This is a genomic window from Shewanella sp. 10N.286.52.E4 (assembly GCF_041468785.1).
Classification (GTDB): Bacteria; Pseudomonadota; Gammaproteobacteria; order Enterobacterales; family Shewanellaceae; genus Shewanella; species Shewanella electrodiphila.
Genome location: NZ_JBFRJJ010000002.1, coordinates 145,350 through 164,926 on the forward strand (window position 1 = coordinate 145,350; position 19,577 = coordinate 164,926).

11 protein-coding genes are annotated in these 19,577 nt (G+C 36.1%); 8 read left to right on the forward strand and 3 right to left on the reverse strand.

Annotation, left to right across the window (positions count from 1 at the left end; genetic code table 11):
• Positions 1-81 precede the first annotated feature (81 nt).
• The 5 genes from AB4153_RS00945 (at position 82) to AB4153_RS00965 (ending at position 9,238) form a co-directional block, all read left to right on the forward strand.
• Positions 82-462: an STAS/SEC14 domain-containing protein gene (locus tag AB4153_RS00945; RefSeq protein WP_371996055.1), complete on the forward strand. Its 381-nt coding sequence runs from the start codon at positions 82-84 to the stop codon at positions 460-462.
• A gap of 287 nt (positions 463-749) precedes the next feature.
• Positions 750-1,970 (forward strand): EAL domain-containing protein, encoded by a 1,221-nt coding sequence (locus AB4153_RS00950; RefSeq protein ID WP_371996057.1) that lies wholly within the window; start codon positions 750-752, stop codon positions 1,968-1,970.
• Positions 1,957-6,732 (forward strand): PAS domain S-box protein, encoded by a 4,776-nt coding sequence (locus tag AB4153_RS00955; protein WP_371996059.1) that lies wholly within the window; start codon positions 1,957-1,959, stop codon positions 6,730-6,732. The genes AB4153_RS00950 and AB4153_RS00955 overlap by 14 nt, the downstream gene beginning before the upstream one ends.
• A gap of 26 nt (positions 6,733-6,758) precedes the next feature.
• Positions 6,759-7,841, forward strand: coding sequence for a PleD family two-component system response regulator (locus AB4153_RS00960; protein WP_371996061.1), 1,083 nt, complete (start codon positions 6,759-6,761; stop codon positions 7,839-7,841).
• 110 nt (positions 7,842-7,951) lie between these two features.
• Entirely contained in the window at positions 7,952-9,238 is a 1,287-nt protein-coding gene (locus AB4153_RS00965) for a tyrosine-type recombinase/integrase (RefSeq protein ID WP_371996062.1), read from the forward strand.
• A 626-nt stretch (positions 9,239-9,864) separates the two neighbouring features.
• Here AB4153_RS00965 and AB4153_RS00970 read toward each other — a convergent pair.
• Complete coding sequence (locus tag AB4153_RS00970) at positions 9,865-12,858, reverse strand: endo-1,4-beta-xylanase (RefSeq protein ID WP_371996064.1); 2,994 nt, start codon at positions 12,856-12,858, stop codon at positions 9,865-9,867.
• Positions 12,859-13,674: 816 nt separating this feature from the next.
• On the opposite strand from AB4153_RS00970, the gene AB4153_RS00975 reads away from it, so the two are divergent.
• The 3 genes from AB4153_RS00975 to AB4153_RS00985 all read left to right on the forward strand — a co-directional run bounded on the left by AB4153_RS00975 (position 13,675) and on the right by AB4153_RS00985 (position 16,493).
• Entirely contained in the window at positions 13,675-14,373 is a 699-nt protein-coding gene (locus AB4153_RS00975) for a hypothetical protein (RefSeq protein WP_371996066.1), read from the forward strand.
• Entirely contained in the window at positions 14,370-15,116 is a 747-nt protein-coding gene (locus tag AB4153_RS00980; protein ID WP_371996068.1) for a hypothetical protein, read from the forward strand. Before AB4153_RS00975 ends, AB4153_RS00980 begins: the two co-directional genes overlap by 4 nt.
• Before the next feature lie 162 nt (positions 15,117-15,278).
• Positions 15,279-16,493 carry a DUF1566 domain-containing protein gene (locus AB4153_RS00985; RefSeq protein WP_371996070.1) on the forward strand — a complete coding sequence of 405 codons (1,215 nt, stop codon included), beginning with the start codon at positions 15,279-15,281 and terminating at the stop codon, positions 16,491-16,493.
• A gap of 170 nt (positions 16,494-16,663) precedes the next feature.
• Here the strand turns inward: AB4153_RS00985 and AB4153_RS00990 are convergent, their stop codons facing one another.
• Together AB4153_RS00990 and AB4153_RS00995 are read right to left on the reverse strand one after the other, a co-directional pair.
• Positions 16,664-18,466, reverse strand: coding sequence for a YdiU family protein (locus tag AB4153_RS00990; protein ID WP_371996072.1), 1,803 nt, complete (start codon positions 18,464-18,466; stop codon positions 16,664-16,666).
• 792 nt (positions 18,467-19,258) lie between these two features.
• Positions 19,259-19,492: a hypothetical protein gene (locus AB4153_RS00995; protein ID WP_102527321.1), complete on the reverse strand. Its 234-nt coding sequence runs from the start codon at positions 19,490-19,492 to the stop codon at positions 19,259-19,261.
• Between the last annotated feature and the right edge of the window lie 85 nt (positions 19,493-19,577).

Genomic DNA, 19,577 nt, shown 5'->3' on the forward strand with positions numbered 1-19,577 from the left:
CTTTTTTTTTGTTCAAATATGCTAGCTTAGTAGTGTTCTAGTAATTCGGTTCGTCGCTATCAATGTTAAAAGGAGAAATTTATGACCCAGGAATCACATGGCTTTTCTATAGGCATAGAGAGAATTAACAGTGATGTTTTTTTATCACTAAAAGCAAAAGGGACATTAACTCATCAGGACTATCTTACAATAACGCCAATTATCGAATCTGCTTTAGCAGAAGTTAACAATCCTAAGGTAAAAGTTTTCATTGATGGTACCGAGTTAGACGGCTGGGAAATGAGAGCTGCGTGGGATGATTTAAAGTTAGGGCTGAAACATGGCAACGAATTTGAAAAAATAGCTATTTACGGCAATAAAGGCTGGCAAGAGGTTGCTGGCAAAATTGCGAAATGGTTTATACACGGTGAATCACAGTTCTTTGAAGATAAAGACAAAGCACTTAAATGGTTATTGAACTAATACCGAAACCCTAAACACACCTTGTTTACCATAAGTAAAAGTTAACGAGGTATGCTTAGGGTTTATAAGGCTTAGCAGCATTTGAGCAATCTTTATTGCTTAGGTTATTTACTTAGGTTTATTGCTTCGGTCAAAAGCTTTGAATAAGTGATAAGTTTCAAACTGCTTTGTCTTTATGTGATCAATGTATTAAACCTTATCTGGCAACATCCTGTTTCTTCCTTGTTTTTTCTTATTTATGTCTATACTTATTTTATGAAAAGGAATTTCGAATAAGTGGAGGTATAGTGGCTAAGGAAATACGTTCTATACTGATTGTCGATGACCAATCAATCATCAGAAAGATTTTTATCAAAAGCCTACAGCTGTTGGGTAAATTTGATATTTCTGAAGCAGCTGATGGATTAGATGCTTTCAATCTTATTAAAACTTGTGATTTTGATATGGTGTTTTGTGATTTAAACATGCCAGTCAAAGACGGTTTGTATCTACTAGAACGATTAATCGAAATTAAATACACTAGCCCAATCGTATTATTTAGTGGTGAAGATGAAAATCTGCTTAACTCAGCGAAAGTATTAGCCTCTCATTACCACTTAAACATCCTTTCAATCGTTCCCAAACCAATAACTTCAATGATGCTTAAATCTCTGATTAATCAGGCGAGCTCACTAAAAACATTTACAGTACAAGAACCATTACTAGAGCTCACACAAGAACAACTTCAGTTTCATCTAAAGCAAGGTAATGTAAAAGCATATTTTCAACCTCAATATAATCTAAATACAAATCAAGTCTCGGGATTTGAAGCACTAGCCCGAATAGTCGATGGCGATAACGTTATTTTGCCATCGCAATTCATTAACGCAGCAGAAAATACTGGCTTGATTTTACCGTTAACGAAAGCGGTGATCACAGATGCCTTTGAAAACTTTTCAAAATTAAATAACACTTTCTCATCACTCAACTTATCAATTAACTTGTCCGGAAAGATTTTAGTGGATGACACTCTCCCGCAATGGATTGAAAGCACCGCATCTGCAAACGCGATTGCAAATAGCGCCATCACTTGTGAGCTAACAGAAACAGCCATTCCATCGAATCCTTCGATCATGATTGTCGCCTTACTCAGGTTAAGGATGATGAAATTTAAATTATCAATTGATGATTTTGGTACTGGGTTTGCTTCATTAGAGCAATTACATATGTTGCCTTTTGATGAGCTTAAAATCGATCGATGCTTTGTGTCAGATATTTTAAATAACACAAAGTCTCAAGCACTCTTCAGAAGAAGTATTTCATTAGCTAATGACCTTGATTTACTCGCAGTAGCAGAAGGTGTTGAAGACTATGAAACTAAATGTTTAATTCAGCAACTTGGGTGTTCAATTGCCCAGGGGTTTTTCTTTTCTAAACCATTACCTGCCAATGAAGTCGTGAATAAAATTAATCAGTTAGGCTTAGGTTTTGGTGCAAAAGAAGAGGTAAGTCCAATTGAACAAAAATAAATTAATGACTGTAAGCTTTTTGGCTATTTCTGTAGTTTTGTTAACTAGTATTTATATATTTGCACAAAATAACGATAAATTACTTCAAGAACAGACGGTATCTTTCTATGAGAAACAATCAAAGATGCTAACTGGGTTAGTCGAAAAGAGTTTATATGAGCAGCTAAACGATACTCAATTACAGCCTTTAATCATGGGGCCTGTCAATGAAAATAACTTGATCGATATTATTAGTACTGAGAGTTTTAAAACTAAACTAAATACGCTAACTACACAAAAAGACAAATACATCAAAATTGCGATATTAGATCTACAAGGTAAGGTCTTAGTCGAAACCACTAAAAATAAATTGTCTGCTAATGTTCCTAAGTTTAACGTAGACCAATTAACAATCGCTAATTCAGAATGGTTTAAAGCAATTCGAAACAACCAGGTTAATCGCATTCAACAGGCTGACTTGTTTGGGCCGCAACAACAATTTATTGATAATTATCCTGATAGATATGACTTACTAATAGGTCATCCAATTTTTGCTGAAAACGGAGATAAGATCGCGATATGGATAAACATTATCGATTTTAGCCTCATAGAAGAAATTTTTAAAAATACCTATCAACAACTAGCGCTAAACGACTTACATCATCTCGAGTTGGCGTTAATTAACGACCAAGGTTATTTGTTAATTGATTTTGACCCCATTAGTAAACACCAAAACAGTTATCAACGTGATTTTTCTATATTGAATCAAGTTAATTTAATAGACGCAGGGGTTAAAGGGGCTGATCGAGCGATAGCTGGCTTTTCTGGTGTAGAATTAACCAGCCACGAAACTAAAGACGTTGAACAGATCATAATTTTTAGCCACTTTTCAGGTCATAAACAACGCCCAAATATCGGTTGGTCAACCATTATTCGTATTGATCAACAGGATGCTTTTTCTGTTTCTCAGTTATTCGACAAAAATGTATATCAAACATTAATAATTAGCTTCTTACTTTTGCTCACTTTAGGTTATTTGATATATAAACAACTACTTATACCACTTAATAACTTAACTCACTCTATAAAAAATTTATCAACAAACCCAAATAGTAAGCATCGATTAACAAATGTTGATCACGAGACACATATTATAATTGACGATTTAAAGCAAAAATTTATCGATAACCAAAAGCTGGTTGATAAAAACAAAATACAACAAGAAATATTAGATTTGCAAAGAAGTGCAATTGATTCAACCAAAACGGGAATTGTTGTTACTGACATCAGACTGCCAGATCAACCTATTATTTTTATCAATAAAGCTTTTAGTGATATCTCTGGATACAGCGCAGAAGAGGTTTTAGGTAAAAACTGCCGTTTCTTGCAAGGTCCCAATACTGAAAAAGCATTAATAAAGCAGATGTCACATGCTATTACTAAAGGAAAACCTTGTGACGTTGTCATTACTAATTACAACAAAGCAGGTCATGCGTTTATTAATAACTTATCTTTAGGGCCAGTGTTTAATAAAAATAACCAGTTAACTCATTACATCGGTGTGCAAAATGACATAACCGAAGAAAAGCAAAAAGAAGAAGCATCGATGGTAGAAATGGCATTGATATTAGAAGAGCGAACGAAAGAATCTAAAGACTCTGCCAACAGATTAAGAGCTGTTTTTGATACCACTTTTGACGGCACAATTGTTTTAGATGAACGAGGTAATATCAAAGATGTAAATCGATCTTTAGAGTTAATCTTTGGTCGGACACGTACAGAGTTAATTGATTATAACATCAGTATATTACTCGTCAGCTTACAATATAATCAACAAGATCAATTGCATAAATCACCGTTTAAAGATTGGCTTAGAAATTACATCGGACAAACACAGAAAATTTATGGTTTACATAAATCAGGGCATCAAGTCCCACTTGAATTTTCCGTAGGTGAAACAGTTCTTGAAGCAGAAACAATGTATGTAGCGATTGTAAGGGATATTTCTGTACAGGAGCAGACTAAACGGCGAGAACTTGAATTACAGAAACAATTACATGATCAGGAACTTATTTATCGAACAGCATTTGATCAGGCTGCTGTTGGCATTGCACGTGTTGGAACCGATTCAAATTTTTTAGAAGTTAATACAAAGATGTGTGAGATTTTAGGCTACGAAGAAAGCGCCTTATTGACTAAAAAAATCAAAGATGTCACTTATGAGGAAGATATTCCTCAATCATTTCAATATATAAAAGAACTACTTGAAAACAAGAAGTCATTTTTTACTACAGATAAGCGTTATATTAGGGCTGATGGAATTGTATTTTGGGCTAATTTATCTGTTTCATTAGTCAGAGAAGATGTCACTCAACAACCTTTATTTTTTATCGCTGTTGTTGAAGATATTTCAGAACGAATCGCATCGGCAGATGCATTACTCCTAGCAAACGACGAAAGGGATAAATTATTCAGTGGTATCAATTTAGCTTCAGAAGCCGCAGGCGTATGTAATTGGTCTTATGACCTTCAAACTGGAGAACTAAATTGGGATTCGCGTATGTGCCAATTATATGGTCTTGATGAGAATCAAGCTATAGTTTATAAAGATTGGCGAAATGGGGTTCATCCCGATGATGTTGAAATAGCAGAACAAGAAGTCGCTGATGCAATAGAAAATATTTGTTCAATTAAAACTGAATTTAGAGTCATCAATAAACTGGATAAGTCCATTAGATGGGTTCAGTGTTCAGCTGACTTATTGTTGGATGAAAATCAAAAACCAGTCACCATGTATGGTATTAATATTGATCTTACACATGAAAAAAACATTCTATTGGCGCTAGAAAAAGAAAGCCAGGCGGCCAAGCAGGCAAGTAAATCTAAGTCTAGATTTTTAGCTACGATGAGTCATGAAATTAGAACGCCGATGAATGGTGTAATAGGGATGATTGACCTTCTTAAAAACACACCTCTTAACTCAGACCAAAAAAGAATGGTAACGACCATTCGTGACTCGTCGTTTTCATTGTTAGATATTATTAATGATATTTTAGATTTTTCAAAGATAGAGTCGGGTCAAATTGAAATTGACTTAACACCATGTAATGTACTTTCGATAGTCGAAAAAACCATGGATAGCCTATGGATTAATGCATCAAACAAAAATGTTGAATTGTACATCGACCCTGACTTATCAATGCCTAAAGAGTTGATGCTGGATACTGTTAGGGTAAGACAAATTCTGCTTAATTTATTAGGAAATGCGATTAAATTTTCAGGTGGCAAAGAGGACAAAGGAAAGGTAACGGTTAAAACACAGTTTGAAGAAAATTTATTGTCATTAGAAGTGATTGATAATGGTGTGGGGATTTCAACAGAGCAGCAACAAAAATTATTTGTTCCTTTTTCACAGGCCGATTCATCAACAACGAGGAAGTTTGGCGGTACAGGTTTAGGACTAAGTATAACCAAATCGTTTACTGAACTAATGAAAGGCGACATACAAATTAACAGTGAGCTTGGTGAAGGAAGCTCATTTAAAGTTGTTCTTCCTGTACAAGCAGAATCATCTAAAGAAGTGGAATTTGAGCAATTCGATTTTTCTATGTATGCAGTATTTATTGCATGCTCTAATGATGACCTTGCTAATTCTTGCCATACAATTTTAGCGCAACTTAAACATCACAATATCCACGTTATATCTATTGACGACTGTTATCTTGTTACACAATCATCAATGCCTGCTGTATTACTTACTGATACAGCGCAATTTAAATGTTCTGATGAATGTAAACAAGTTAAAACCTTACAATTAAACTCAGATCCTATTGAAAGAAAAGGGCATATTGATCCTTACACTTATGTAGTAGGCACCCACCCCCTTAAACCGACAGAATTGATATTCGGTCTTGCAGTGTTATGCGGTCTAGAAAGTCCGATACTTGATTGGTCCACTGAAGATAATCAATCAAATAAAGCTGTTGTGCCTCAAACTATTGCAGAAGCTGAGTTAAATAATACGTTAATTTTGGTGGCAGAAGATCAACCTACCAACCGTTTAGTCTTAGGTAAACAGCTAGATAGCCTTGGATATGCTTATGAAATGTCTGAAGATGGTGTTATAGCCCTCGAACTGTGGAAAACAGGTCGGTTTAGCTTATTACTAACTGATTGGCATATGCCAAATATGGATGGATTAGAATTAACTAGAACCATTAGAGATATAGAAAACCTCGAGAATAAGACTCCTATTATCATTATCGCAGTTACAGCTAATGCCATGGTCGGCGAGTCTGACAATTGTTTTGATGCAGGTATGAATGATTATATCGCTAAACCAATAGAAATAAGTACTTTAAAGGAAAAGCTAGCAAAGTATTTAGACATTAACAGTCAAGAATCAATATTAACGGCAGATTCAAACTTACCAACTCAAGAGTTTACACGGTCCGTGATTGATTTCAGTCAATTAGAAGCTGTGATTGGTACCAACGATAAAGACATTACTGATGAGATTTTAGCTATGTTTTGGTCAAGTGTAGTAGATGATTTTGAGTTAATTAAGCAAGGGCTTGAAAATAGAGACCCAGAAACAATACGAAGTAGAGGCCATGCAGCAAAAGGCGCTTCCGTATCAAGTGGCGCAATATCATTAGGTGAGTTATTTAAGTGGATCGAGAAAAACAACGATAACTTTGAGGGGATAGTAACTCATATCAATGACATTGAAGCAGAATTAGTATTAATTAAACGTGTTTTAGAAACCAGATCAGTACTCTAGTACATTGATAAGCAACAGGGCGGTTTATGGACAATTTAATGAGTGTGGTGGTTTTTTATCATTCAATTGAAATTAAAAAAGTGATTCAAGAAATCCTTAGAAATAAATATCAAAGTATTTTGTACTGCGATGTTAATACTAACCAAGAACAATTTATTGCTTTTATGACGGATAAATCTCAGCCAGTGTTATTTATTTATGCTTTTGAAAAAACTGAAGAAGCAATTGAATTTAATGATATTTTTGTAGAACTCAATAAAAACAAGAAAATCCATAGTGATAAATATTTATCTTTATTAATCTGTTGCAGAGAACATCGTGAAGCTGCCTATTTTGAGTGTTCGAAAGGGCGCTTCTATAGCTATGAAACTTTTAGACCCGTATATGATATGAATAGGATTAGGCTTTCAATAACGCAAATGGGTGACTTATTAACCAGCCAAGATAAAGTTAACTCTTACCAACAAGATAAAAAGGCAGTGATTAAAAAATTACAATCTGTTTCACAGCAGCTGCATGAAGTTGAAACATCTTTAACAGACGAAAAGGGCATACAACATAATTTACTAACCGAGCTTATTTCTGAAGTCGATCAGTTATGCAAAGGAGATATGACTGAGAGTGCTGAAGTCAAAGTGCAAGTAGAAAAGATTAAACCTAGAGTTGAAAATTTTAAGGCCCATAATCAGAAATATTTTAACGAAATAGGCAGCAAGGTAAGGGCTGCTAAGCCTAGCTTTAAGAAAAAAATGCCTTTAGTACTTGTGGTTGATGATCAAAATGTAATGCTTAAAATTATTACCACAATTTTAAAACCCAAAGGCTTTGATGTTGAAGTCGCAACTAATGGGGCTGAAGCACTAAACAAACTAAAAAACTGTCAGCCAGAACTTGTGTTATTGGATATTGATATGCCAGTAATGGATGGAATTCAAACACTAAAAGCCATAAAAGAAATTAATGAATTAAGCCAGGTTCCAATCATTATGCTAACAAGCAACACAGACAAAGAAAGCTTTATCGAATGCCGTGAATTGGGTGCTATTGATTACATTGTAAAACCTACAAATGCAGAAACACTACTGAAAAAAATACTTGCGGTAATTTAACTTAAAGGTAATAAATTCAATATAAACGGCTATTTTTGTGCCGATAAATAACGTTATCGGCATTAAGTAAATCTGGTATAATTAATCAATTATTTCAGCAAGATAAGATTATGCTAAACGAGAAACCTCCAGTTTACCCTCTATTTGATTCCGCTGACTTTATCCTTGCGGGTAATAGCTTTGTTAATCAACATATCACCACGATAACGCTTCATAAAGTGCCAGATGCTGGCTTAATTATTGAGCATTGTTCCGATTGGTTATTTGAACAAAAACAATCTGAGAATAATTACAAAGCGTATCGTAGCGAGCTAACAACGTTCTTGCATTGGTGTTTTGATGTCGCGTCACTTTCACCGATTCAAGTAACGCGTAAGGATATTGCCCGTTATATAAACTACTGTGAAAACCCGCCAATTGATCTTGTTGGCTATTTTAATGTGGCACAATTTAAGACAGATAAACCTACAGGAATAAGGTATCCAAATTCTGCATGGAGACCGTTTATCGGTAAGAAAAAGCTTGGTAAACAATTGCCATACAGCCTAAGTGAGAATGCATTAAAGACTAAAATTGCAATTATTTCATCATTTTACGGCTATTTAAATAGTGAAGAATATACTGAGCGAAATCCTGCACAATTATGGTTAAAACACAGTCGTTTTGCTGTTAATCGTAAATACGTAAAAAATGACGATGACAACCATCATGCTTTTACTAAATTACAATGGTCATATGTCGTCAGTACAGTAACTGGATTGGCAGAAAAAGAACCAGAAAAACATCAACGAAGTTTGTTTTTAATCAACATATTATATAGCTGTTACTTACGTATTTCTGAGATTAGCGCCCGTGCTGGTTACTCACCAATGATGAGTCAGTTTAGAAAAGATGCTCACAATGGCATTTGGTATTTCTACGTACCATTTTCAAAAAGCGGCAAAGCTAGAAGTATTGCAATATCTGCGTCACTGTTAGACGGTCTTCAAACATATCGCCATTTCCTTGGACTTAGTGATTTACCTAATATTAATGAGCAACACCCAATTTTTATTAGACACAAAGCAGCTTCTCATGGCCGAGACTCTGGTGAGTTAAATGCAAATTTAGGTATCAGGCAAATAAGAGAAGAAATAGATACGCTCATCAATCTTGCAGCAGATAAAGCATTAGAAGATGGCTTTGATCATGACAGTGAATTGATGAGGAAACTATCAGCACATAATATCAGGCATACTGGTATTACTCATGACATCAATATTAATAAAAGGCCGTTATCGCATGTTCAAGCTGATGCCGGACACGAAAGCATTGATACAACGTCACAGTACTTGCACACCACACAAACAGAACGTCATCAAAGTGCTGCTAACAAACCACTGGATCATTTAGCCTAAAACTTAGGCGCTTGTATGTGAAATCTGAATGAGTATCAAGGGTGTTAGCTTCAGATTTCACGTAGCGACGCCATAAATAATGTGCTGTTTTGCCTGTAAAGTGGCGGATGCTTGTTAAAACTGCACGATTAATACGAACACATATAACTACGCACAATGTATATTATGTTAAATTGGATGTTTCTTTAAGGATTCGAAAGTTCGTTCAGTGCTCTATTCGATATGAACTGCGGTTAAAGCCAACTGCTGTTGTAAAAGTGTTTGTGGTTTTAAATTATCTAAAACCAAATAAGAGATTTTCAATCGCAATATTCAAATGTCATTAATCTATTAGAAGAACTTATTTATAGCGATACTCGAGCTGGTTTGTTGTGATATTAACAAACAATCTAATGATGGCAGTTTAAAAAAAGAATGTTGATAATTAATTATCAACATTCCTTATAGATAGTTTGCTAAATAAACATATAACGATATTGTAGATTAGATAAATTAATTTAATTAATCTACAAACAATGCTTGAGGTCAGAACTTGATGAAACGCCCCTCTGCTCGATATAAATCTATGCTTATTTGGGTACTATTTACTAAACGGCATACTTATTGAGTAAATAAACAGAGTCTATTTATTCTACAGAAGCCAACTTAACTACTGCGTCGTCTAAATAAATATCAACACCTACTGCGGCATTAGAAAAATACACCGAGAGCTCAGTTAATTCACAATCAGGGGGTGTAAATGTACCACTCACTAATGTCCAATCACTGTCTGATACAGTAACGGCTGGGCTTGCCTCGGTGTAAATCGCCTCTGAACCTTCACAGGTTTGCTTGATGTTAATGCTAACGTTTTCACTGTCAGAACCTGCAACTCTTATCCAACCGCTTATATCATAAGGGGTGTTTGCAACTCCTCGACCCAAAAAGTCGTAAACAGGTCCTTGCCAATCATTGGTACGTGAATTAACTAACGCTGATTTTTCACCTGTATGCGCAAAATCAGTACTTTCTTCAATGTTTGCCCCCCAAGTTGCCCAGCCATTTATACCCGATTCAAAGGTTGAATTGGTCAATAAATTATCAGTGTCCACAGTAATGTCACTGGTAATAGACACGCTATCGATATAAATATCGACACCAATTGCGGGGCCATCAAAATATACAACGGCACTAGTTAGCGCACAATTTGGTAACACTAAACTACCGGTTAACTTTGTCCACTCGCTATTGGTAACCGTTATAGCACCATGTTGAGTGTAAGATGCATCAGCTTCTTCATCACCTTCACATAAGGTTTTCAAGGTAATGTTTAGCAGATCTTCATTAGTATTTTCAATGCGGGCATATGTGGTAATTTCATAGGTCTTACCGGTTTCAGCAAAAGGCTGTAAATTAAATATCGGGCCTTGCCAAGTCCCTGTTCTATCACTATGTAAAGCACTACTATTACCTGTGTTGGCATAGTTTGTTGAGCTGGCTAATGTGCCGCCCCAAACTGACCAGCCATCAGTGTTTATTTCAAAGTCGCTGTTTGTTACTAAGTTAGGACCTAGATCTTTCTTTTCTTGATGAAAAGTAACGTCATCGACATAGATATCAATACCCACTGCAGGGCCTTCAAAATAAAGAATGGCATCGCTCATCGCACAGGTAGGTAACGTTACCTGCCCCGCAATTAAAGACCAATCAGTTGAGTTAGCCTCCGTAGCACCAGTGCCTAAGTACTTAACACCATCTGAACAGGTTGCACTAATTGTCGCTTTAACTTGAGCTAAACCTTCACTAATTGCCGTTCGAGCAAACAATTGGTAAGTTTGGCCTGACTCAACAAGACTCAAAATATTCGTTGATGGCCCTTGGTATTCTTGGGTACGCGCAGTACCGACTAGACTTTGGCTTCCGGCAAATACTTTGCTTGTGGTGATTGCAACTGCTGATGTGTCGTAACCTTCCCATCCTGAAGCATCAATTTCAAAATCACTGTTAGCTAACAGGTTATCGCCAAATCCATCAGTGTTAGGCATTAAAGTTTGTGGTCGAAGGCTTACTGCATCTAAGTAAAAATCTTCACTTACATCAGCGCCTTCAACTGATATAGTGGCGTTGACAAGCTCACAATTAGGTACGGAAAATGAACCTGATAATTGGCTAAATTCAGTGTTGCTGGCAACGACTGAATTAACAACGATAGTAGTCACTTCTTCAGTGACACATTCGAGCATTACATTTACAGAGCTTGCTAATGTAGTTTCGTTAGCATTCATCACCCAAGCTTCAAGGTCATAAACGCTGTTTGCCTTAAGTAAGTTGGTGATATCAATGCTAGCTGTCGCTTTAGCATCTTCACTTGCTGAAGATAACAGCGATGTTATTCCATTCTGTTGATATTCAGTGGTTCTTGTCGTTGTTTCGCCTAAGGTTGTCCAGCCGTCTGTGCCTATTTCAAAGTTACCATTGGCAATTAAGTTTGGCATCACACCTGATTCATCAGCTTCAATACCCATAAAGGCATCAGCTATCGCAAAATAAGCCGGTTTTCTTTGGTAATCAGCAGTGTATAAAAGTGGATCATCGGGTCCAAACTCGCCATCAATCCAACTATATTTGTCTGTGAACCCCCAAACCGTGACAGCGTCACAACGGTCAACATTCATGCATGCATTGACTGCACGATGGTATACCTGTTGTTGAATAGCCAGTTTAGTCACTTGGTCCCAAGGTAAGGCGGATAAACGCACATCAATTTCACTGATGTTAACGTCTAAGTCCAAATCAGCAAAACGTTGCAGGTTATCGGTCATTTGCTGGGTTGATGGTGCATTTGATGCATCTAAATGCATTTGAAAACCCACCCCGTGAATCGGGACTTCAGCATTGATTAATTCTGAAACCATGGTAAATACAGCATCAGACTTAGCATTGATGTTATCGATACTGTAATCGTTATAAAACAACTTCGCCTCAGGATCTGCAACATGTGCTCTAGTGAACGCATCAGCAATGTAGTTTTTATCTAGCTTTTCAAAGAATACAGAGTCACGATAATTAGCATCATCACCCATCACTTCGTTTGCCACATCCCACGCATATATTTGTCCACTATAACGCGCAGCCGTAGCATCGATATGCGCATTAATTAATATGGTTAAATCTTCAGCTGTTACATCACCATTAACAAAAGATGGTGCTTGGCGATGCCATACTAATGCGTGGCCTTTAAACGCTATATCATTATCTTCGACAAAATCGATCATGCTATCTAAAGCGTCATAATCCCAAACGTCAGAGGTAGCATTTTGAATAGATCCCCATTTACCTATATTTTCAGGAGTCACATAGTTAAATTCTTTCTTTACTATGTCGATATAGTCAGTCTCGTTATTGCTTAAAACACCATGACTTAACGCAGTACCAATGCGTTTATTTGCTTTGTTTGCCGCTTCCACTAAATTAGTCACTAACGGATCGGGATCGACTTCCACGACTGGAGGCACTACGGGTATTGGAGGCACAACGGGTGTTTTTTTGTCATCATCTGAACATGCCGACAATAATAGTAATAAAGGTGAAACGAGTAAGCTTGTCCTGGATAATTTAAATCTATCGTTTTGTATATTCATTTATATTTCCTGAAGAGTATTGTATTTTTAATTAGTCATTTTATAAAATCGCTTTTTTATTTTTTTTACTACGAGGTAACTATAAGTCTTTTTGACCATAAGCTTATGGTAAAGTAGACCAATTGAATGTTATTAACAATGAAAATAATCTCAAGTTAAGTTGGTTAATGGTGTTTTTTTGTTGGTTATCTTGGTGGGCTGTGTGACTTTCAGCATCTATTTGGTTGTTTTTTAGGCGTTTATTGGAGTTTGTTGAGGTCTAAACACTTAGAAAGTTTTATTTTAAATAATGTTATTTGAGGTCCTAACTTATTACTTTGACTAGAGCCGTTTGGTTTGTCGTTCGCTATGACATTGTGAATTTATATAGAAATATTTTAAGGTTTTCCTGGCGATTCCCCCAAAGTTACCGTTTGCAAGTTAGCCAATTTAACGAGATGGCAAAGGCGCCTTTTATAGATTGAGCAAGGTGTAATTACTCTTTACTCGTTTTAATTACCCTAACCTATTTAGAATAAAACAACTCAAATATTACGGCCTTTTAGTCTTACTATTGTCTTTTAAGTAATGGTGTTCAACATGACTCCTTATAGATAGCCACATAAAAACCAGTAATAATGGATTTATCTTAAACATTGCAACCCTCTGTGTTGCAACGAGTTAAATACTAACTCTTTATGGGGCAAAATAATTTAGGCATAGGCTTAATTGACTTACTTATACTAAAGCTCCACATTTTTTCCTTAATACTGACGAAACTATACACTTTGCAAAAGTATAATTGATGCATCAAATTCATTTGGGTATACATTGATTATGTTTAAGGGAAAAAAGCAAAAAACAATTATTACAAGTTTAATTGTCGGCATATCGTTAACCTTAACAGCTTGTGAATGGGCTGAGGATCTGCTTGATGAAGTTAGCGATTCTACGAGTTCAACTGGCTATTACCAGTTTGTAAATTTAGTTCCCCAGTCTCCTATCATCGAATTTCTGGTCGATGATCAATCTATCGCTGAATTAGCATTCGGAGATGCTAGCACTATTGAGTCTGTAGCGAAGGACAGCTACGACTTAGGATTTAATCAAATTTTACCTAACTCCTCAAACGACGAATTCACTAGCAATGATGGTGTTAGTGTGTCCAACGATATAATTAGTACATATATAATTTATGGTGATACTGATGTGCCATCTTCGCTTACATTAACGACTGATATTTCAGAATTATTCGATGAAGATTTTGATGAAAACTATGATGCAATAATTCAGTTTATTCATTTATCAAACTCAGCATTTGATATCGATGTTTATTGGTTAAACGAAGGAGAAGATTTATTAAACAAAGTCGCCGATCACACTTTATCATATGAAAATTCGAGTGATGAAGTCGAAATACAATCAGGTATTTATAAATTGGTTTTAACTGAATCTGGTACAGATAATATTATTGCATCGAGTGACAGTATTACAGTATTACAGTATCAACTGGTGATGCTCAAATATTTGCGTTGACTAACTACCTAACTGCAGGTTCATACGATCCTGTATATAGCATTATAAACATTGAAACAGACAGTGCTCGAGAACTCACAAATGAAGCGCAAGCAGCAAAGATACGTTTCTCACATGGTATCTCTGCTCCTGATTACTCAGACATTTTTCTCGACATTTACTTAACCGATCCAGATATCGATAACGAAGCCAACTTGATAGCTAATACATTAGAATTTGGTGCTTTGTCTAATCTAGTTGATATTGAAATTGAAAATGTAGATACGAGCGATACGCGCAGCTTTTACATAATGGATAGTATTAAAGAAGAAAAAATTGATACATTCTGCGTTGATTTACAGCCTAGTAGTCGCATGCTTATCTTAACATCGGGTGATACATCATCATCCATTACAGTAAATGATTACGAAGAAGAGCTTCGAATTATAGACACTCACGCGAAAGTTTTAATAAGCCACAGTATTGATGATATAAAAAGTGATGCTATTGATGTTTTGATTATAAATGATGGCAGTAACCCAGATACTTATTCTGCACAAATTGAACTCAGTTATATGGGCAATGCTGATTATGAATTAGAAAGTGGTGACTACGATGTTTATATTTATAACGCCTCAACTGGTGAATTAATTATTGAAACATCACTACGTGGTATTGAAAAAGGAGAAGTTGTGAATTTAATTGCAACTGACTACACCTACGGTGGTACACCTTATCAGCTACACACCTATTACAACGAATAAAAGCAATATAGCTCAGAAATCAGAGCGGGGCCATGCGCCCTACTTTGACCTAACATCCTATAAATCAATGACCTATAGTTAAGTAATGAGTATCTTTCTGTGATTACTCTAATATATTCGTTGTCTGCATAATCCCTGTAAGTCACGACAAAGGATCGCTAAATGTCTATTGTGTTCAACGTATCATTATTTTCAGTATTCATGTTTACCCTGTTGAATCCTGTATATGCCCAAATAGAAACCCAAAAATTACCAGATACCGGCCAAAGTGTTCAATATGATGTAAAGGGAAAGCCTTTATCCATCTCTAATAGTAGCTTGTTTACTGGTCAAGACGCTTCAATTGAAGGTAACTCTTTGAGTTATAAAGATAATGAAGATGGAACGGTGACAGACTTAAATACCGGGTTAATGTGGCAGAAAAGCCATGATACGACCAAAAGGAATTTAGCTGAATCAACTAAAGTGATAAACAATATGACCTTAGGTGGTTACGATGATTGGCGTTTACCTACAATTAAAGAACTGTATTCACTGGCCAATTTTGATGGGCAACTAATGAAGCCTGAAAGTGGTCAGGAGAGTCGTCCGTACCTTGATACCGCTTATTTTGATTTCAATTATGATAAACGTATTCCATTTGCTGGCGCTTTCTGGTCAAGTACTGTTTACAATAAAAGCGCAGTGCAAAACTTTACTGCACATGGCGGTCTTCAGGGAGGGTTTGGCTTTAACTTTGCTGATGGGCATATTAAATCATATGAAACAGGCTTGTTTTTCGATCAAACTACCATTCAAAAATCTGACCATATGTTTGTACCTGGCAATTTTGTACGTGCAGTTCGCAATACTACAACGCTCTATGATATGGACTATATTGATAACAATAATGGCACTATCACTGACCAATCAACTGGTTTGATGTGGGCTAAAAATGATAGTGGTCAACAAATGGATTGGGTCAAAGCTCTAGCTTTTGCAGATAACGCTTTGCTTGCAGGTTATAGCGATTGGCGATTACCCAATGCCAAAGAGCTTCAATCATTAGTTGATTATGAGAAAAAAGACTTACCAACAATAAACACTGAGTTTTTTAACGTGACCCAGACTGAATTTAAATCACAACAGGACGCCTATTATGTTTGGACGAGTACGACTCAAGGCGACTTTAAACACACTGCTGTTTATATTTCGTTTGCGCAAGCTTGGAGCAAGAAAGACTCAAATGCTACAGAATATTTTGATTGGCACGGGGCTGGTGCGCAACGAAGCGATCCGAAAAGTGGTAAACCATCGGATTATGAACTTGCTTCTGAAATGGCAAGTGATTACATTTCCATAAATAATTGGGTCCGCTTGGTTCGTGATGCTAAATAATTAGCAGTGAAATTTAACCGCCGCATGGGCCAGTTTGTTCTACTGGCCAATTAAAATTATCTTGTTAAGCGGCTAGATAAATTTGTTCCTTTCTAATTATCTATTTACTCGTCTTGATACTGTTGAACAAGCTTTGCATATCTACAATGGGCTTATGTATTTCATTGTCATCACGATGAACAACTAAGATGTGACAAGCCCCCGACTTCAAATAATTGAGTCGGTTTTAGTCGATAGTATTTTTCTTCTATATCCTTTGATAATTCTGCATAAGGCTGTGTCATTACGTCCTGCAGTTCGTGCAGCAATTCATAATTTCCTTCAGCGGCTTGTTGATAAGCAGGTACAACAAACCACTCACGCAAAATATATTTGGGATTTACAAGTTTCATATGTGTAGATATTTCTTTGATCGATTGTGGTCCAGAAACATTGTTATGAGTACTGTTTGCAATACTATTATCACCTCTGATATCACTAATACTAATGTTGATAAGTACTTTCCAATCATCAAGCCACACTTTCCAGCGATGATTCAATGATTGTTCATCTGCCCCCCCTGCTAAATCGGAATAAAAACTTTTTTGCAAAGGGGTTATATCGTCTGGAATAGAGGAGAGCTCTCGGAAGAAAATAGTATAATCAACCTTCGTTTGCTTCATCAGCTTGTCTAGCTCACTGAGCATCGAGTTGTAAAGTTGCTGATGATTATTCATGTTTAAATGTTCAAAACCGAGCTTTTTTGCCCACATGGTATTCATTTGTGTATGCATGACATTTGAAAAACCTTCTTGAATTTCATCAAATTGTCTTAAAAAATCATGCTCATCAGATAACAAAGGACGTAAAGCTGAACAAAAACTATCAAAGTTTTTTTGTGCTGCGTTAGGTTGGTTCATCAAAGAAAAATGTAGTCCTCCACCTGTCCAAGGCGAGTATTGAGGATCAAAAACATCACAAAAACCAAAGGGGCCATAGTCAAGTGTGTAACCACCTGCTGCACAATTATCACTATTGAAATTACCTTGGCAAAAACCAACTCGGATCCATTGTCCGATGAGCGATGTTAGCCGACTTCTAAACTCTTTTGCCAATAAAATTATTTGTGCAGCTAAAGGAAGCTCCTTATCGATTACATCAGCGTATTCACGCTGTATTAAATGTAACACTATCTTTTCGAGTTCTTGCAATGCATTTGCGTGTTCTTGATGACGGACACGTCGAGCAAAAAGCTCAAGTTGTCCAACACGAATAAAGGACGGTGCGACGCGCGTTGTAATCGCAACAGATTCGGATATTAATATATCAGGATTTTCCGAGCGTGAATCTTCCGAGTACCATGGACGTTGTACTTTATCCGTTGAAACATACAAACTTAAAGAACGCGATGTAGGTACACCTAGAGCGTGCATATGCTCTTGAGCTAAAAACTCACGAATACTTGAGCGTAATACAGCTCGACCGTCAGCACCTCTACAGTATGGTGTACGCCCGCCTCCTTTTAATTGCATTTCCCAACGTTGGTTGTTGATAACGGCTTCAAATACTGAGATCGCGCGACCATCGCCATAGCCATTACCCGTTTGAAATGGGCATTGCTGAATATATTCAGTACCGTAAATAGAAAGTGCATAACCAGTTGACCACCCGACTTGACGCATAGGCTCGGGAACCTGAGACAAGTCTCCCGAAAATAGACGTACAAAATCAGGGGACGTCGCCAAACTGTCGTCAAATCCAAGTTCTAAAAACAAGTTTTTACTGTGTGCAACGTATTTGGGATCTTTAATAGGAGTCGGTCTAACTGGGACATAATGGCCTGAGAATACTTGTCGAGGTTGGTAATCAATACCGCTACTTGTAGCATCTGGATCTCTATGTAAGGTATCCAAAAGTGAATAACTTGCTGAACTAGCGAGTTGAGTTAATGTCGTTATTTTTACGCTGTTTTGTTGAGACTGACGATTGGACATATATAGTTATACCAAGATTGATAAGAAAATTTTCAATGCATTGTTTATCCTAACGGTTCAGTTGATAAGTTAATAGTTTTAACAAGTAACAAAAAAATAATCATCTTAAAAAATGATGTGCGTTAAGGATGTCTTTTTAGTAGTAATGCTTTAGGATGCGTGACTAAAATCAAGTGACAGTAAAATAATTTCCAATAAACATGTGTAAGTTTGAATAACGATTAACGATTTGAAGCATGCAGTATGACTAAACAATCCATTAAACAAGCAATGAAACAAGCAATAGCAACATTGATAGAACGTAGAATGTTGCTGACTGATAACCTTGTTAAGGTAGAAATCTAAACACTTAATGGGATACCCATTATGTCATTGATGCTGAAAATGTAATTACAAGATGAGATAAAGCATATCGATGACATGATCACAAACTAGAACGACTTATCCAGCTAAATCAGAATCTATATAAGCTTGAGAATAATCTAGAAGTAGAATGTGATATTTGTGGAGAATCGATTCTAAAGCACTTAGCTATTCTAGGTGTATTGAATCATTAAATTGAATGCTAAACACAAACATAAACACAAAGCCTACAGAAATGGCTTGGATTTCTATGTAAGTTTAAAATTTAAACAATATTTGATGAGGCACAAAGCGGATGATAGTTGCTTATAAGCTTTAGGTTATATCAAATTGCGTTTTTATAGATTGTGCGAAACGAATTATGAGTATGCTATAAAGAAGCTAACCCCTTTTAAGTCTAATCCCTAATATTTTAATCCTAAATAGTGTCTAATCGTTACGAAACATTGAAATAAGCTGCTCATCTATCAGTTCAGGTGATTGATGGTTAGCTGTCACAGCCTCGTCACAATACACGCGTTTCTTACAAGACATCAAACATAGCTGCCACAGCTGCTTTTTTGTTTCTATATCTAAACTTTTAATATCTGCAACGCAGATGTGTCCACTTTGGATAAGCGAAGCCATTTTATCAAGTGGAATAGAAATATTAAGTTGTGTCATTGTGTTGTCCTCAAAAATTCAATATAGCAATTATATATTAATGAGAATGATTATCAACACGATTTAAGCTGTTAACTAATATTTT

Bases quoted from the DNA above. Each gene is read 5' to 3' on its own strand.
- AB4153_RS00985 (WP_371996070.1), top strand. From the start codon at position 15,279: ATGTCTATTGTGTTCAACGTATCATTATTTTCAGTATTCATGTTTACC.
- AB4153_RS00945 (WP_371996055.1), top strand. From the start codon at position 82: ATGACCCAGGAATCACATGGCTTTTCTATAGGCATAGAGAGAATTAAC.
- AB4153_RS00960 (WP_371996061.1), top strand. From the start codon at position 6,759: ATGGACAATTTAATGAGTGTGGTGGTTTTTTATCATTCAATTGAAATT.
- AB4153_RS00990 (WP_371996072.1), bottom strand. From the start codon at position 18,466: ATGTCCAATCGTCAGTCTCAACAAAACAGCGTAAAAATAACGACATTA.
- AB4153_RS00975 (WP_371996066.1), top strand. From the start codon at position 13,675: ATGTTTAAGGGAAAAAAGCAAAAAACAATTATTACAAGTTTAATTGTC.
- AB4153_RS00965 (WP_371996062.1), top strand. From the start codon at position 7,952: ATGCTAAACGAGAAACCTCCAGTTTACCCTCTATTTGATTCCGCTGAC.
- AB4153_RS00995 (WP_102527321.1), bottom strand. From the start codon at position 19,492: ATGACACAACTTAATATTTCTATTCCACTTGATAAAATGGCTTCGCTT.
- AB4153_RS00970 (WP_371996064.1), bottom strand. From the start codon at position 12,858: ATGAATATACAAAACGATAGATTTAAATTATCCAGGACAAGCTTACTC.